Source organism: Vibrio sp. RE86 (genome assembly GCF_013114545.1).
Classification (GTDB): Bacteria; Pseudomonadota; Gammaproteobacteria; order Enterobacterales; family Vibrionaceae; genus Vibrio.
In genome coordinates this window covers 415768-430003 of record NZ_VTXI01000001.1, presented here as the reverse complement: position 1 = coordinate 430003, position 14236 = coordinate 415768, and the positions used below count along the sequence as shown (strand labels likewise).

General features: G+C 46.1%; 19 protein-coding genes. All 19 read right to left on the bottom strand.

Annotated features, from left to right (window positions below; all coding sequences use genetic code 11):
* Position 1 precedes the first annotated feature (1 nt).
* Positions 2 to 493, bottom strand: a complete 492-nt coding sequence (locus F0231_RS02015) for a hypothetical protein (RefSeq protein ID WP_171758035.1) — start codon at positions 491 to 493, stop codon at positions 2 to 4.
* The gene (locus F0231_RS20900) at positions 490 to 2064 is read right to left on the bottom strand and encodes a phage tail protein (RefSeq protein ID WP_253825699.1); all 1575 of its coding nucleotides are present in this window, start codon (positions 2062 to 2064) and stop codon (positions 490 to 492) included. Before F0231_RS20900 ends, F0231_RS02015 begins: the two co-directional genes overlap by 4 nt.
* Positions 2065 to 2114: 50 nt before the next feature.
* Positions 2115 to 2777 (bottom strand): phage tail protein, encoded by a 663-nt coding sequence (locus tag F0231_RS02005; RefSeq protein ID WP_171758034.1) that lies wholly within the window; start codon positions 2775 to 2777, stop codon positions 2115 to 2117.
* Positions 2778 to 2783: 6 nt separating this feature from the next.
* Complete coding sequence (locus F0231_RS02000; protein ID WP_171758033.1) at positions 2784 to 3974, bottom strand: baseplate J/gp47 family protein; 1191 nt, start codon at positions 3972 to 3974, stop codon at positions 2784 to 2786.
* Positions 3971 to 4312, bottom strand: coding sequence for a DUF2590 family protein (locus tag F0231_RS01995; protein WP_171758032.1), 342 nt, complete (start codon positions 4310 to 4312; stop codon positions 3971 to 3973). Before F0231_RS01995 ends, F0231_RS02000 begins: the two co-directional genes overlap by 4 nt.
* Positions 4302 to 6122 carry a phage tail tape measure protein gene (locus F0231_RS01990; RefSeq protein ID WP_171758031.1) on the bottom strand — a complete coding sequence of 607 codons (1821 nt, stop codon included), beginning with the start codon at positions 6120 to 6122 and terminating at the stop codon, positions 4302 to 4304. Before F0231_RS01990 ends, F0231_RS01995 begins: the two co-directional genes overlap by 11 nt.
* A 200-nt stretch (positions 6123 to 6322) precedes the next feature.
* Complete coding sequence (locus F0231_RS01985; RefSeq protein ID WP_171758030.1) at positions 6323 to 6604, bottom strand: putative phage tail assembly chaperone; 282 nt, start codon at positions 6602 to 6604, stop codon at positions 6323 to 6325.
* Positions 6597 to 6911: a hypothetical protein gene (locus F0231_RS01980; RefSeq protein WP_253825698.1), complete on the bottom strand. Its 315-nt coding sequence runs from the start codon at positions 6909 to 6911 to the stop codon at positions 6597 to 6599. Before F0231_RS01980 ends, F0231_RS01985 begins: the two co-directional genes overlap by 8 nt.
* Before the next feature lie 224 nt (positions 6912 to 7135).
* Entirely contained in the window at positions 7136 to 7735 is a 600-nt protein-coding gene (locus tag F0231_RS01975; RefSeq protein ID WP_171758029.1) for a glycoside hydrolase family protein, read from the bottom strand.
* Complete coding sequence (locus F0231_RS01970; protein WP_112460238.1) at positions 7722 to 7931, bottom strand: HP1 family phage holin; 210 nt, start codon at positions 7929 to 7931, stop codon at positions 7722 to 7724. Before F0231_RS01970 ends, F0231_RS01975 begins: the two co-directional genes overlap by 14 nt.
* A 4-nt stretch (positions 7932 to 7935) precedes the next feature.
* The gene (locus tag F0231_RS01965; protein ID WP_076653592.1) at positions 7936 to 8142 is read right to left on the bottom strand and encodes a TraR/DksA C4-type zinc finger protein; all 207 of its coding nucleotides are present in this window, start codon (positions 8140 to 8142) and stop codon (positions 7936 to 7938) included.
* A 15-nt stretch (positions 8143 to 8157) separates the two neighbouring features.
* Complete coding sequence (locus F0231_RS01960; RefSeq protein ID WP_171758028.1) at positions 8158 to 8616, bottom strand: phage protein; 459 nt, start codon at positions 8614 to 8616, stop codon at positions 8158 to 8160.
* 3 nt (positions 8617 to 8619) lie between these two features.
* Complete coding sequence (locus F0231_RS01955) at positions 8620 to 9753, bottom strand: DUF2586 domain-containing protein (RefSeq protein ID WP_171758027.1); 1134 nt, start codon at positions 9751 to 9753, stop codon at positions 8620 to 8622.
* A gap of 2 nt (positions 9754 to 9755) precedes the next feature.
* Positions 9756 to 10415 carry a phage virion morphogenesis protein gene (locus F0231_RS01950; protein ID WP_171758026.1) on the bottom strand — a complete coding sequence of 220 codons (660 nt, stop codon included), beginning with the start codon at positions 10413 to 10415 and terminating at the stop codon, positions 9756 to 9758.
* On the bottom strand, positions 10408 to 10896 hold the full coding sequence (locus tag F0231_RS01945; protein WP_171758025.1) for a phage tail protein: 489 nt from the start codon (positions 10894 to 10896) through the stop codon (positions 10408 to 10410). Before F0231_RS01945 ends, F0231_RS01950 begins: the two co-directional genes overlap by 8 nt.
* Positions 10893 to 11357, bottom strand: coding sequence for a head completion/stabilization protein (locus tag F0231_RS01940; RefSeq protein WP_171758024.1), 465 nt, complete (start codon positions 11355 to 11357; stop codon positions 10893 to 10895). The genes F0231_RS01945 and F0231_RS01940 overlap by 4 nt, the downstream gene beginning before the upstream one ends.
* Positions 11358 to 11465: 108 nt before the next feature.
* Positions 11466 to 12182, bottom strand: coding sequence for a phage terminase small subunit (gene gpM, locus F0231_RS01935; RefSeq protein WP_171758023.1), 717 nt, complete (start codon positions 12180 to 12182; stop codon positions 11466 to 11468).
* Positions 12183 to 12192: 10 nt separating this feature from the next.
* Complete coding sequence (locus F0231_RS01930) at positions 12193 to 13203, bottom strand: phage major capsid protein, P2 family (RefSeq protein WP_171758022.1); 1011 nt, start codon at positions 13201 to 13203, stop codon at positions 12193 to 12195.
* A complete protein-coding gene (locus tag F0231_RS01925) occupies positions 13203 to 14075 on the bottom strand; it encodes a GPO family capsid scaffolding protein (RefSeq protein WP_171758021.1) in 873 nt (290 codons plus the stop codon). The genes F0231_RS01930 and F0231_RS01925 overlap by 1 nt, the downstream gene beginning before the upstream one ends.
* Positions 14076 to 14236 lie beyond the last annotated feature (161 nt).

The following is a 14236-nucleotide window of genomic DNA, read 5'->3' as shown; positions in this document are numbered from 1 at the left end:
ATTAGACCTCTGGCGGAGTCGGCCAAGGGTTTTCGGTTTGGATTAGCTCTCGTTCTTGGACGGCTAAGTCCATCAGCCGGGAGTATTCGGCTTGGTCTCCCATGTGCTTTTTAATTTCAGCTTCTTCAAGATGCGGGCGAACGCGTTGGGTGTACTCAGATTGACGCTTATCATCAACGGCTTTGTATTGCTCTTGATAAACGTCTTGTTCGGTTTTTAATCGCCATACTGGACCATCTTTAATAAGCACATCAGAATAACCGCACTCTATTTCCTGCCAAGTTTCATCATGCTGCTTGATATGCTTAACCCCGACTTCATCGATGTAAAATCGAGAATAACCCGCTGCATCAACGAGATCACCGTCAACGACTCGAAGCCGATCTAATGACAACGCACCTGTTAAGTTGTCAGGCACGGTCAACAAGTTAGGCATTGAGCCAAAGGCTAGATTGGGAATGTCACTACCCGATTGAACTTGTACTGTTATCATGCTCTCACCTCTTGTTTAAATCGAACACCTAGCTGACCTCCCTCCCAATTAACGTTGTCGTCGAGTGCTCGATATTTATGATGTACCGTGTATCGATTGAGATTCACCAACAAAACATCAAAAGCTGAAACTCTTTCACGGAATGAGTTATTCCAATCCTCAAAAGCTGTCATGGAGTGAGCATTCATGCCAATAATTAAACCTTCGACTTGAAAAGGAGTTCTCGCCCAGTTGTATGTAAAAATACGGGCAGGGTGGACAGGGTTAGTATTCATCCCTACCATTTGCATCTCTGCATGCAGTTCATGCTTATTAATGAGTGGGGTTAGTGTTCCTGTTTCAATCTTGGCAAGCAGCATGTCGTCATAGGCACTATCAAAACTAGGGTCTGTTTCAGCCTTTGACGTTGGGTTATAACCCACATCAGACAAATCTTTAAGCTCTAGAGCATGATCTTCCGTAAATCTCAAGTGATAGGTTTTAGCCAAATCAATTTCAAATGACTTTGTTTGAAGATCAGTAGTATTGAAGTCTTTCCATCCATACAACCGAACAACTTGATTATCAGCAACCGTGATAGTCGTTCCAACCAAGCTAATATCTAGCTGATTATTTACCGTCATTATTTCTGGATAGTGAGGCAACTTCACTAAGCTAGCCTCTTGAGCTGCTTTATCTTGATTGTATTCACTTTCTTTTAAATACTGCGCATGAGGATCACTATCAGCTACATGCTCAGCTAAGCCACCTTTTTCCCGCCAATCAACCACCGAACCATCAGCATTAATTCCGGCCAATTTTGCTACGTAGTGCTGTTCATCGTTGCCGTCGACATAATCGGTTAGCTCAGTTTCAGAAACTGCAATCGTGACTTTGTTTTCCCACACTGACAGCGCTGTACCTTGTCGAACGATATCCACATACAAACCATTAGGTTTAGTAGCGATAGTTTGGATTACTTCTTGTGCCAGAACACCACGTAAACCACCGACATAAACAACACCAGGAGTCACTTTGTATTTATTCGGGTCAGCTTGTTGGGTCACGTCGAACCCATCAACAAAAGCCGTGTGACCATAGTTATCTAAGCAGGCTAAACGGTGGTCTTCTTCGATACCTTTCAAACGTGCTTGATAGTCAATCTGCCAAGTCGAAGCATCAACAGTAATTCCAGCGATTTGCGCGGCCCCGTCATAGGCTTGCACTAATGACTTAGTGCTAGCCATACCGTTTTCTTTGGTTTCTTCGGCCTTGTGAACCACCATCCCGCAAGAATTCGGCACATTCTTGTCACGTAGATAAATCGCATTAAAGGTGAACTCTGCAACGGTACCGGGGATCACCACTGAATACGCCAGTGCGTTGTCACCAAGTTTGCCCACTTGGTCGATGTCTTGTTGGTGAACCCATAGCGAAACATCAGGCAAACCATTTTCACGATTAATTGGCTGGCTTGGGTCTAGCCCCGGAATGTGCGCAAAAATCATTTCGTTCATGTCTGGTGCATCACCGACACTAATCTGATTTTGCAAGTAACGCTCAAATTCGAGCGGGATTGCCGTTTGGCTCATTGGGTACCTCCCCCTATTTTTCTTTAACTGGCTATACAAATGTTTACCAACTAAAGGCTGGCAATGAATACTTGTTGTTGATGTTCAACTGGCTGTGGTTTCACGTTCATTTCAACGGCTTGCTTAGCCTCCGCTAAAAACAGGCTGAAATTGTGTGAGAACTCACCACTGGCAATGGTTAAGGTTGTCGGGAACGTCACTTGAAAACGATAGCGGCGACATGTCCGGCCATACTGTTCAATCAGGGTTTGAACCAACTTGGTGTTATTGGAAATATCACCGTCTGTTAGCTCAATGGTGCAAACGTCCCACTGCACTGCATCTTCACGCTCTTTAAACGCAACGATACCAATGCCCAGCCTTTCAAAAATTCGCTTAAACCCTGCAACGCTGCCTGCGTCTTTGGCATTCACGGCAGCGTATTTCACTCGTTTACGAAACAGAGAAAGCGGCTCACCCTCAAAGCGTTTGATGTCTCTATCCCAAGCCATTAACTCTAAGGTGTTCTCGCTGCATGTCAGCGCATCCATTTGGCGAAGCGGGAACAGCAACCAACCCCAAACCATTTGGAAAAATTCGAACACGCCTTTTGATAGAAAGTGCGGCTCTTTGACTTCTTCCGATGTGGTGGTGCCGTCTTGCCACCATGGAATAACCGTTTCCGGTAACTCTGGTGCATGTTGCTCTTGGTTGTAGCTTTCAGGTTCAGACATGGCTTACTACCTTACCGTTAGCGTTTTCAAACGTGGTTGCTCTAGGTCGCTGATAATGTCCTCTTGAACCTTTCCGCCTACGGTGAACTTTACCGATTCGACCTGCGCCATATTGGTGTGAATTTCAGTACCAAGCAGAGAAAGGCTAAAGCGGCTTTCTGGTTTTGCGCGGGTCATTTCTGGATAAGCGGCAGTCTCACGAAATGCGGCCCTGATACGGTCTTCGACTTCTAGCAGCTCATTAACTTTGGTTGCTTCGTCTAAGTTCGCCACCAAAACAACATCGGCGATCACATCGTGCTCAGTATCTGGAATAGCTTTACAAGTCAGCACATCACCATGCCCGTGATGCCCTTTAGCCATAATGTAGTCATTTAACTGGTCAAGAACGGATTGTGGTGTTGCTCCGACTTCCATCAAGATCAATGCTTCTGCAGTGCCCGGTGTCACTTTACCTGTATTGTTGAAATAGATATTGTCGCTACGAATCCCGGCAACACTGGAAATAATGGAGCGGTAAACATCATCAATGTGCCATTCACCCGAACTGGTGAAAGCGTTCTGAATACGCAGTGCCAGTTCTTCATTGCTTTCAGCGTCTGCGCCTAATTTGGTTATCCAGTCAGGTTCGTTAACCGCATCGACAATGCCCGGAATCTCTTCTGGAATGATATTAAAGTAACCTGCAGGTAAGTTAAAAGCTGCGCCTGCTTCAAATGCTTCAACCAGAACTTTGCCCGTTAACTGCCCCGCATCAATCACGGTTTCAGCAAGCACTCGAACCTTATACACCACACCATCAATCGGCAGGGTTTGAACCACTTTACCCGCTTCTATCGTGACAGCATCAGCAGCGTTCGCCTTGGTTAAGGTGATATTGCCTTGTGTTTTCTCTGCGTCTTTCGGCTCGATGTCATGTTCCCAAGCTTTCAGCTCTAAAGCCCAACGCTCTGCCGTTGCCACAAACATATTTGGCATCACGTGTTCTGCTAGTAGTGTTTTGATCAGCCACACACATGGCGTAACTACAGCGGCGCGAACCCATCGCCAAAACGGTGACATTTCAGAGTCATTAGATACCTTGCTGCCAGCTCCCACGACTTCTTGTTTTAGCTTGGCTTCAAATTCATCTTCGGCAACAGGCACACCCGATTCACTTAGAATCTCAACAAAGTCTGCGTTTGGTCGTTTGCTCATGCCCCGTTCTCTCCTACAGAAAGTTCTAGATCACCATATTCATAAGCGGTTGCGGTTAAGGTAATTTCACCCGCATCTAATTCTGTTACGGTTGCAGTACCGGGAACGAGTCTCACATCACGCTCGGCTAACTGCTCAATCTGCACCATTACATCAGCGCGTAACGCTGGGTTGCGTTCAGCAACCAATTGACGGGCTAAACCCGACTCCATAATGGCGTGCTTAATATCTTGTGCGATGCTGTATAAATCGCTGCATTCAGCAGGTTGTTGACCTGCGTCCATATCCCAACCGCCATCAATCACTTTAATGTCGATATATTTTTTACTATCCGGCATTGAGTTCATCCCATTCGGCTAACTGGTCTGGTGTAATTCCATTCGGTGCAGTGATGTATACATCACCGTATGAGTTCATATTGCCGCCTTGTGGTTTATGGGTAGTCGTTACGTTTTGAACCATGCTTGGCGGTAGTGTTGGCATTGCTCCCGGCTGTTTGTATTCGGCAATGCTGCCACCGTTACCTGTTGGCATTTCTGCGGCTTCAAACTGCATTGGCTGAATAGATTTAGGTGCGTTGCGTTCGGCTTGAACTGCTGCACTCACTTCTGGTGTATCAACCTTACTGCCCAGTTCAATATCCACACCGGGAATCATGTTCAGCAGATCAACAATACCCTCAATAGCTCCTGCAATTACTTTGAACCAAGCGGTATCTTTGAATGCTGCAGTTAAGTCGTCCCACCAATAAATTGCAGCGGCTACACCACCAATAAGCAGTGCAATACCAGCCACTACCCACGTGATTGGGTTCGCCCATAAAGCTGCATTAAATAGCCAAGCAGCGGCGGTTGTTGCAATCGTATTGATTCGAAGTAAAGACATAACAGAACTCAAACCTGTCATCGTCACAGCCCAACCACCCGACATCATCTGCCCGATACCCATTGCAAGCGATAGTGTTGCGACTACGCCACCAAGGGATAAACCCGCAATAGCGACATAGCCCAGAATTTCAGCCAACCAAGGAAATTCTTGTGTCCAACCAGTGATGTAAACCAAGCCATTAGCCATTGAACCTACAATGGCATTGATAGACGGAAGAATGGCACCAAAAACAGCAGCTCGAACGGCAAACCATGAGGCTTCGAGCCGTTCCCATTGGTCGGTCATCGCACTGGCCATTTCTTCGGCTTTTGACATACCTTGAATTTGTCCAAGCTGTTCAATGCTTCCAGCCAAACCTTCTGTATCAGCCATGAGCAACTTGATCATGCTGACAGCTTCTTCCGAGCCAAATGCCTTTTTCAGTGCATCACTTTCTGCCACATCAATCGTGTCACCGAATTTGCCTTTCAACTTATCGAGGATATCGAGTACAGGTAACATCTGACCTTGGCTATCAGTAAAAGACAGATTAAGTTTGTCTTGCGCCGCGCCGACACCCGCTAGGAATGCTTTATATTTGGTACCGGCTTCACTGCCGCTCATAGTGGCTTGCAACGTACCTAAGATCGCCATTTGTTCAGACATCGCAATACCTGCCGACGTAGCATTAGCACCCACACTTGTAAAGGCACTACTCATTTCACTACCCGTTGTCTTGAACATTTGAACGGCACTGGCGGTCATGCCAGCTACTTGTTCAACCCATTCACCTTTGCCCATTTCTGTAGCTTGGTTCTTAAATATCCCGTACATGGTGCCCATGTAACTGGTGATAGTGGCAGTGTCAGCTTTAGTCGCAGCAGCAAGCACACCCGAAGCTTTAGTAAATTGAGAAAGCTCATCACCGCTTAACCCCGCAATAGCGGATTGAATATCATAGGAAGCACCAACAAACTCAGTTGCTGATTTGCCGTACTCAGCAGCAAAATCTAAAGCCGTTGCTTGTAACTGTTTTAACGCATCATCAGTGACACCAAGTGATTTAACCTCACCTAGTTTTCTGTCCATTTCAATGGCAGGCATCAACGCATTTTGTATAGCAAAGCCAGTAGCAACCAAACCTGCACCACCTGTTGCCATGTTCTGCATGCCTTGTTTGCCTGCTTCCATGGAAGATTGCACTTCTTTGGTAATGCCTTGCAGCGGCTTGGTAATTTGGTCAACCAGTGCCACATGCATTAATAGCTTTTCCATACTCATTGCGTAATGCTTACCTTAGTTATTGAACAATCGGCTAATTGCGCTCATTACTGCTCTTTCTTCGCGTTCGAACTGGTGTTTATCCAGCCAGATAGCGCGGCTTAAACTTTGTTCGTCGTCTGGTTCATTGGGTAGAAAATGACGACGCAGGGCAAAGGCTTGTTCAAGTGGGTTATCTTCAATCCGCTTTGCCCTGTTAGTTATTTTTTTAGTGAGATTTCAATGCCACCTTTAGAGGCATTACTCACCGTTGCGAACAGCTCAATGGTTAGACCGGGCACGCTATCAAGTAACTCGATCAGCGCTTCTTTCTGCTCTGGTTTAACAGTGCGAGTCAAATACGTGTATGCAGGAGCTACTTTGTTATTCGGCATCATGTCATTGGTATGGTTGTTCGCATCTTGCACCGTTGGATTGAATTCGAAATCAGTACCACCGATAGCCACTACTACAGGTTTTGATGTGAAAGCAGGTTTAGTCATTTTCTTCTCTCTTGGTTTGTTCGTGCTTGGCACGCCATTGCAAATAATCTTCGGCCTGTTGTGCGCATTTACTCAGGGCCGCTTTTAATTTAGGTACATCTTCACTAGCAGTTATTAACGGGCTAGTACCTTGAATTTCTGGTTTATGACACGGAACAATCAGCCCAGCAGGAGGTAACTTGACGACGACTTGAGTTGCAACCAACTCAGTACGGTTCGCGCAACCTGTTAGCAACATCACTAGGCCAAGGCTTTTGATAACATTCATCATCGGCCAATTGACGTCGAAGCATTTCAATGTCTTCATTGAGCTTTCCCTCTATAGTGCTGTGCAGCCTTGTTCTATCTACCAGTAACCGATTTGCATCACTGTTTTCTTGGGTGAGTGTTTCAATGGTTGCTTGGCTAACTTGATTGGTTGATAACGCATTATCTAAACGTGCCCTCAAAGCGGCCTGCTCAGACTTACTAGCTTTCAACATTAACCACATCGACACCATGGCAACCCCCACTGCAGCAATAACTAGCCACTTAACCCATTTGATGTTTTTGACTGGAAAGGCAGCGATCATGCTCTTTATCCCTACGGTCAATTAAACCTTTCAACTTCACACCTCCGCCATAAACCCACCTTGGCAACTCATGACAGGCGTTAGTAAAGTCACCCTGTTTGATGAAGCGATAAATCTGCGTTTCACTACCATCACGATTTCGCATAAATCGAGTACAGCCAGTGTTAAAGCTAAAAGAAGTGAATGCATCGAACTGACCTTGTGACATCTGTTTGCCAGAATCTGCCTCTGCACGACTGATACATTGTTCGGCCTGCTGCAAGTTCTTCACCCAGTCGGTTGCAATTTGCTCCAAAGACACCACTTGGTCATTTACACCATGAGTGTTACCAATGCCATTAGTTGCCAGTCCTGCAGGGCATGTGTACGGGTCTTGTCGGCACCCCTCTGCATCACCGATAATTTCCAAACCAATTGGGCTAGTTCTTAGCTCGCCTACTTGCACACCTGAAATCGTCACGGTGCCAGTTGGGAGTTCTGAACTGTTCAGTGTCACACCACCCGTAACCAAACCGATCACAGCTGCGACAGAACAAATAATTCGTTTAGTCAGTTTCACTTAGTGCCACTCCTTTTTCGCTTGCAATACGCTGCATCGCTCGTTTATGCCAGTAATTCAACCCTAGAGCTGCCAGACCAATGACAAGCGATAAGATGAAGTACCACTGTTCAAATGTCAGTTTGCTGATAGTCATACCTGCCAATGACATTAGGTAAGCAATTCCGCTGGTTATTTTGTCGTACCAGTCTTTCATTCCGTTACTCCCGCTCTGCTTGGCAAGATGCACAGTAACGACACCCCGCTATAGCAACTCGACGCGCTTCTGGGATTTCATCGCCACACTCGTAGCACTCTTTCGCGCTTTCTTGTTGGCCTGTCTGCACTGACCGTTTAAGTTGGCTTGCAATAGCCATTTCGGTGAATTTGGCTTCATTACTACTGGCATGATCGATAAAATCCGGCATTCGTTATCTCTCTGGTTAGGCTGGAAGCAGACCGCGTGTGTCGTCTGAACTCAGGTATGAAATACCATTGATGCGAACAAAGTGCGGACTCGTTACAAAACCTTTCAGTTTGCGTTTGGTCTTATCACTGCTGTTAGGGTCGACACTTAGTAGATCAGTGATTTGAAGCTTCACACCGAACAACTCAACTTTGTCTTCATCGTCACCTGTATTTGCATAGAACATGCAATCGTGAGGCTTGATGCCGCGCCAGCTACCTGCTTCACGGGCTTTTTGCTGCAACTTGCGGAAGTTGTTTAAATCCAACTCATATTCCACATCACAACTAACTGCACCATGAGTAAAGCCCGTTGGAATCCCACGCTCTTTATCAACGGCTGATTCGTCATTGATGGTTGCTGTTGCCGATTCCACATGAACCAGAACACCCATAATGTTTACGTCGAAGCTTCGACCTGTATAACGAGAAGTCATTTATTACTCTCCTAGACGTTGGTTAAGCATGATGCCGATTGTGATTTTTACTGGGCATTCATAAGGCGTAACAGCTAGCAGAATTTCCACTTCTTCACTGTTAATCCAAGTGATGGTGATGTCTTCATCCTGTGGCGGTTTGATTTCACCGGGGAACTCGTAATCGCCGATTTTCGTTACTACCGCCATTTCGCGCAGGTCTTGGGTAAAGTAGAGTTTTGCGCTTGCTTCACTGCCTGGTGTTGAATTGAACTCACGATCAGCGATTCGAGCAATCGCACGCACACGAACTTTACGGGCAGCTTTCATCGCAACACGGATATGGCGAATATCTTGAAAGTCACCACCCGGAACATCTAAAGTACGGCCCGTTGTCCAGTACTGCCCCGGATAATCTGGGTACCACATTGGAACCGCAATTCGAGCGGCTTCCAGTGCTTTAAGGGTTGCCAACTCCAACGGCTTACCATCTTTATCCGTTGCCAGAGTCATGCTACCCAGTACGCTGCCTGTTTTGACTCGTGCAGGGGAATCAGCAATAGACACTTCTTGGTTTGCCAAACGGCCAGCGTAAATACCTACTGTTGAGTTTTCTTTGTGAACTTGAGGAACGACAGTGATGTACTCACTTGCGATGCTCGTTGGTACCGCGACTGTTGCTGCCAACCACTCTGCCCATGTTTCACCCGTCACCGAATCATCATTAATACCCGGCAAGGTGCAGATCATGAATACTTCACGGCCTAACTTGTTTTTCAATTCAGTGCGGAAAGCAACAGCATCTTCAAGAGTCGATGTACCTGTATCTGGCTTATCAAGCACTACGGCTTCAAAGCTTGATGTTTCATTGGCTTTAAACACTGCGGCTTGCCAACTGTCTGCGGGGTCTAAGACGATCACACCTGCAGTCCAGTTCTGTTTCCCGTTTAACTGGGCAGCTTTTAGCGTAAGCATGTGCACAGGGTCGATGTTATCGAACGTGCTGTCTGCAAAATCCGTGGTGTAGTCAACCATAATTAGGTTGCGCTCTGTTCCTGCGACTGTGCCGTACACAACAAACAGAAAGTGAAATTCAACGCCCGGAATCGGTCCGCGCATCATGTTCAGAATGTTAATAATGACGGTAGGCCATGCCATGTTTAGTTGCTCCTGTTTCGATTCAATTCCCGCTTGATAATGATTGCTGCCCGTTTGGGGCTAATGCCTATCAATCGGCGTTCTGGGCGATCTACTTCCCACTTACGTGATGGAGTTTTGTTTTCCAGATCACTAATCAGTTTTGCGGCTTCGGCTACGGTCATATTCTGAGTAATGAATTTGAGCGTTGGCTTTTTGCCTCTCTTCTGCCTGCCTTGGGGCGGAAGTCTGTAACCTAAATCGCGTAGCTCTTTCGCTTGCTCTCTAGTTGCCGGGTCGGTTTTTTTTGGCTCTTTCGCTTTCTTGGCTTGCTTGAACCTCTGCTGCAAACCGCTTTTCTCTGCTTCACCTGTATGATGAGCCAGTGCTACGGTTCCTCGTCTTGAGGGCCAACCAACAACCAAAACCCGGTTATTGTCTTTTTGAAAATGCTTTAGCTTCTTGGTGAAGCCTCTAAGCATCTTGCGCCTGCCTTTTTTGCGCTTTGACCACGATTTACCGTCTGGGTCACGCTGTGCTCGAATGTTCTTTTTGGTCGTCTTGGTGATGTATTTACCAAGCTCTTTCAGCACTCTGGCTCTGGCTTTTTTATCAAGCTTTAACAGCTCGAATTGCTCTTTAACTCGCAGATAACTGCGCTTATCTGCCCGTATCTCATACATTGCGAATAACTACATTTGATAGCCTTTCCGCTTGCCAAATCTCGTACTCTTCAATCTTCCAGCGTTGACCATTCCAATAGATTGGCCCGTCTGGGTCAGCAGTCACTTTGACTGGTTCTTCAAACATCACTGAGATCAGCACTTCGGCATTTTTCTCATCTTCCAGCACTACATCTACGTCTGGGTCGTCTAAGTCTTCAATGTGGAAACGGTCAGAGTCGTTATCCATCAACCAAGCCCCAACGTTCGCAAACAGCACTGCAGGGTCGTATTCTTTGAAAGGGAACTTGTCGAAGTAGAAATCAGCAACATAACGTTGATAAAGCAGGTCAAAACCATGGCCCATGTGCTTGGTTTCGAGTTTCAACTCAACCTTACCCATTTCACATTCCATGCGCTTGGCTATCTTGTCGCCCACAACGCTGCTTAAAAATGCGTTTAGGTCACGCAGCTTGTAACCTGCTTGGTACTGCGTACTCATAGCAAATCCACCGATGAACGGTTTAGCCCTTTCATGTTTCGAATAATGCGCTGGCTTTCTGAAAGCAGTTCAGTGCGAACCTCGGCGCTTCTGTCTGCCATATGGTCGCCTTTGTCCTTGGTGTGAACAGTTGCAATGTCTGGCAGCAAATCAGCTTTGGCTCTCGCAAACACTGCTGATTCGTATTGATATACAACACGGTTTTTATCGCGCATCTTCGGAAAAGCAGGAACATCACCAGCAGTTGCATGTCCCTCTTCCTGATACTTAGCTTTTAAGTCTTCAAGTTGCTGATTAACTTCCGAAATAGCATTAACCAGAGCAATAGCGATACGTTCTGAATCTTGAGCTGCAGGAATACCGCGACGTTTTTCAAAGTCACCTGCATTGATGTTCGGCCAAAAGCCGTCATTGGTGATTTCTGTCGCTTGATAATCCGAACCGGAAGATCCCGTAAACATCGTTATTCCTCTTTAAATAAGTGAGCCTCTAGCCACTGGGTCGACGGTATCGAGTTAGCCTACTGGCACTCTTACCTCACCAGCCGAGGCTCGGCGGCGTAGGAGTCTTTACAGATTCTTGTTGTCTTTAATCGCGCGAATACGTTGCTCGATTTGACCAATCTTGGTTTTCACACCCACTTTGTCGTACTTGTCGTGAGCGTATTGCAGTAGCACCAAAGCTTTTTCTAGTGTTTCTAAGCACCCGATAGCCGTTGGTTGTGGTTGGCCCTCTTCATTTCGAATTAGGTGCAAACCTGCGAATCGGTACCACTTGGCATGAACTTCTTCATGCAATCGCCACTCTTTTTCGACCTTTTCAAACACCTTGCTGAAATAAGGCTCAATTGAATGACCACGGCCAGATTCTTTTTCTGCCCACTCAAGCACTGCATCAGCACAGACAGTCGGCCAATCACGGCGGAAGTTGTCCGGTGTAGGCAAATCCAACTCGATAGCTTTCAAACACCAATCAATAGCGGTTTCCATGTCGTTGACATCGAACAGCCAGATCACCATGTTGGTAAAGATTGGGTTTTCGAATACTTCGCCTTTTGCTAGGTAAGCTTCCACGTACGGTTTGTACTTAGGCACTAAAACTTCTCGCTTATGCTTCACTTTGTCTTCGATTGCATTGAGCTGTTTTAGGTACTTACGGTCTTCTTCAAAGTCGATCAGCTTGATGTGCAGGCTTTCGGTATCTGCACCGGAAATCAATTCCGATGCAGACTGGTTAGCTTGCTTTTCAAGCATTTGTTTACGCTGTCTTGCTAATGGGCTAACCATGTGTCACCCCTTATGCTGCTGGCGCAGGGTCAACAACAGTGACAGTTTCGATTGCAGCAAACTTTTTAAGGTTGCCCACTGCGTAACCTTCCATACGAATATGGTTAGATTCGAAACGTAGCTCATCGTCATTGTTTTTCTGGCGACGCTGTTGTGTGTTTGCTTGAGTAAGAACTTGTAGGTTCTTAGTATTTGTCACCCACACTTGGTCAGCAGGGAAGAACGGAGGCGTATAAGCTTTTTTGCCTGCAATGGTTTTTGCAAGAGCTTGTGCCGCTTTATGTTCTGTCGGTGAATTTGCAGCTTCTAGCAAACGATGTTGTTCAGCTGCGACCAAATCAGAACCAACTAACACGACAAGATCAGGGTCTTGGCGATGTTCTGGAGCAATAGTTGTGTTGATTAGGTCTTGTACCAACGAATCAAGGTTTTTGTACGAATCCGCTGCTGCACCAGTAGGGTCTAGCTTCGCAGATGCCAAAACTTGACCGGCTTTCTTCTCTTTTACAACTGTAAGCCAGCCCTTGTTTACGTCTTGGCCTAGTGGATTAGCATCTGGGTCAGTAGGCGTTGCGATTGATGTACCGTTGAAACCTACACGGAGAATATCCAATGCAAACACACGAGAAATCGCGTTTAGCATTAGTTTCAACCATTCGCCTTTCTTCCCTGAGTTCGCCCATTGGGTCATGGTTTCCCAAAGAATATGAGCACCAGAATCCGTTTTGGTCAGTTCGTAGGTATTGCCACTTTGGCCCATTTCACGACTGAAACGACCTGATGAAGTACGACCTGTAGAAAGACCATTATTACCAACATCTACCACTTGACCTTTAATCTGCTGCACAGGTAGCAGAGAGATCATGTTTAAGAATTCATGAGACTCTAAGATTGCCTGACGTAGAGCAGTTTCCATCGGTGGTGTGATGTTAAACGTTCCATAAGGTACATCTAAACCAGCGGCTTGAGCTACGGATAAACTGAACTCCGCTAAGTATTTCGTTGAAACAGCATTCAGCATTAAAATACTCCTTCCATTTTGTCACTCGCACCCTCACCACCCGGCTCTTGTCCCGGCACTTCTTGTGAAAGTTTGTTAAATTTCGATACCAAACCGTTCACTGTTTCTACCAGTGGGTTTAGCTTTTCATCCAAAGCTGCAGAGAACTGTTCAACAGTTGCCCCTGAATTTACTTCCGGCTCTGGTTCTGGGTTTTGCTGCGAAAACTCTTGTTTGAGTTCATCTTTCAGCTCGGTTTTTAAGGCACTAAATTTTTTATCAAATAGTGCTTCTAGTTGCTCTTGAGTCACGTCAATGTCCTCTGGTTCAGGCTCTACAGGTGTAATTTCTGGCAGTGCCCCGCCAGATTGGAAATGTTTTGCCAAATCTGAGAAAAACTTAGAGATAGGATTTGTTGTGAAGCATTCGGACACGTCTAACTCTTCAAGATCACTACATTCAATCTTGGTCACTTCACCTTGCTTGCGTGAGAACTCAAGGCGGTCTGTTCCTGTAGATGCTGGGGAGTCAGTCACAGCTAGGCCCATCAGGTAACATCGCCCCTCGCCCTTGTAATCAGGATTAGGCTCAATAGATGTAAATAGCTTTTGTCCATCTTGGTTAGCATCAAGCAAATATTGGTTTGGCGTAATCTTGGCGAATAGTCTCAACTTGCCGTCTTTTTTTTCGGCTTTTAGTTCTTCAACCACACCCCAGTTTTTACCCTCAAACACATTCCAGTGAGAACGTGCGTGTTCAGGCCAGATCATCGCGGTGTACTCAGAAGTTGAATACAGCGATGCCATGTCTTTAATCCATGCAGCAGTTATTTGGCGACCATCTACAGTAGCCCCCTCAGTTGCAACAATTTTCCAATCACTGGTTTTGCTCATGTTTGTCGTTTGCCTAGTTAAATCACGTCAAATAAATCTCGATCACGGCAAACAATACGCCTTTGAATGGGTGGTTTCAGCCACTTCAATTCCTAGAAATTCGGATTTAGCCCATATCCGAATTCATCCGAATTTTAGTTAGTCATTTGCGAGATTTCGGG

Coding starts and splice junctions, on each gene's coding strand:
- F0231_RS02015 (WP_171758035.1), bottom strand. CDS start 493: ATGATAACAGTACAAGTTCAATCGGGTAGTGACATTCCCAATCTAGCC.
- F0231_RS20900 (WP_253825699.1), bottom strand. CDS start 2,064: ATGAGCCAAACGGCAATCCCGCTCGAATTTGAGCGTTACTTGCAAAAT.
- F0231_RS02005 (WP_171758034.1), bottom strand. CDS start 2,777: ATGTCTGAACCTGAAAGCTACAACCAAGAGCAACATGCACCAGAGTTA.
- F0231_RS02000 (WP_171758033.1), bottom strand. CDS start 3,974: ATGAGCAAACGACCAAACGCAGACTTTGTTGAGATTCTAAGTGAATCG.
- F0231_RS01995 (WP_171758032.1), bottom strand. CDS start 4,312: ATGCCGGATAGTAAAAAATATATCGACATTAAAGTGATTGATGGCGGT.
- F0231_RS01990 (WP_171758031.1), bottom strand. CDS start 6,122: ATGAGTATGGAAAAGCTATTAATGCATGTGGCACTGGTTGACCAAATT.
- F0231_RS01985 (WP_171758030.1), bottom strand. CDS start 6,604: ATGACTAAACCTGCTTTCACATCAAAACCTGTAGTAGTGGCTATCGGT.
- F0231_RS01980 (WP_253825698.1), bottom strand. CDS start 6,911: ATGAAGACATTGAAATGCTTCGACGTCAATTGGCCGATGATGAATGTT.
- F0231_RS01970 (WP_112460238.1), bottom strand. CDS start 7,931: ATGAAAGACTGGTACGACAAAATAACCAGCGGAATTGCTTACCTAATG.
- F0231_RS01965 (WP_076653592.1), bottom strand. CDS start 8,142: ATGCCGGATTTTATCGATCATGCCAGTAGTAATGAAGCCAAATTCACC.
- F0231_RS01960 (WP_171758028.1), bottom strand. CDS start 8,616: ATGACTTCTCGTTATACAGGTCGAAGCTTCGACGTAAACATTATGGGT.
- F0231_RS01955 (WP_171758027.1), bottom strand. CDS start 9,753: ATGGCATGGCCTACCGTCATTATTAACATTCTGAACATGATGCGCGGA.
- F0231_RS01950 (WP_171758026.1), bottom strand. CDS start 10,415: ATGTATGAGATACGGGCAGATAAGCGCAGTTATCTGCGAGTTAAAGAG.
- F0231_RS01945 (WP_171758025.1), bottom strand. CDS start 10,896: ATGAGTACGCAGTACCAAGCAGGTTACAAGCTGCGTGACCTAAACGCA.
- F0231_RS01940 (WP_171758024.1), bottom strand. CDS start 11,357: ATGTTTACGGGATCTTCCGGTTCGGATTATCAAGCGACAGAAATCACC.
- gpM (WP_171758023.1), bottom strand. CDS start 12,182: ATGGTTAGCCCATTAGCAAGACAGCGTAAACAAATGCTTGAAAAGCAA.
- F0231_RS01930 (WP_171758022.1), bottom strand. CDS start 13,203: ATGCTGAATGCTGTTTCAACGAAATACTTAGCGGAGTTCAGTTTATCC.
- F0231_RS01925 (WP_171758021.1), bottom strand. CDS start 14,075: ATGAGCAAAACCAGTGATTGGAAAATTGTTGCAACTGAGGGGGCTACT.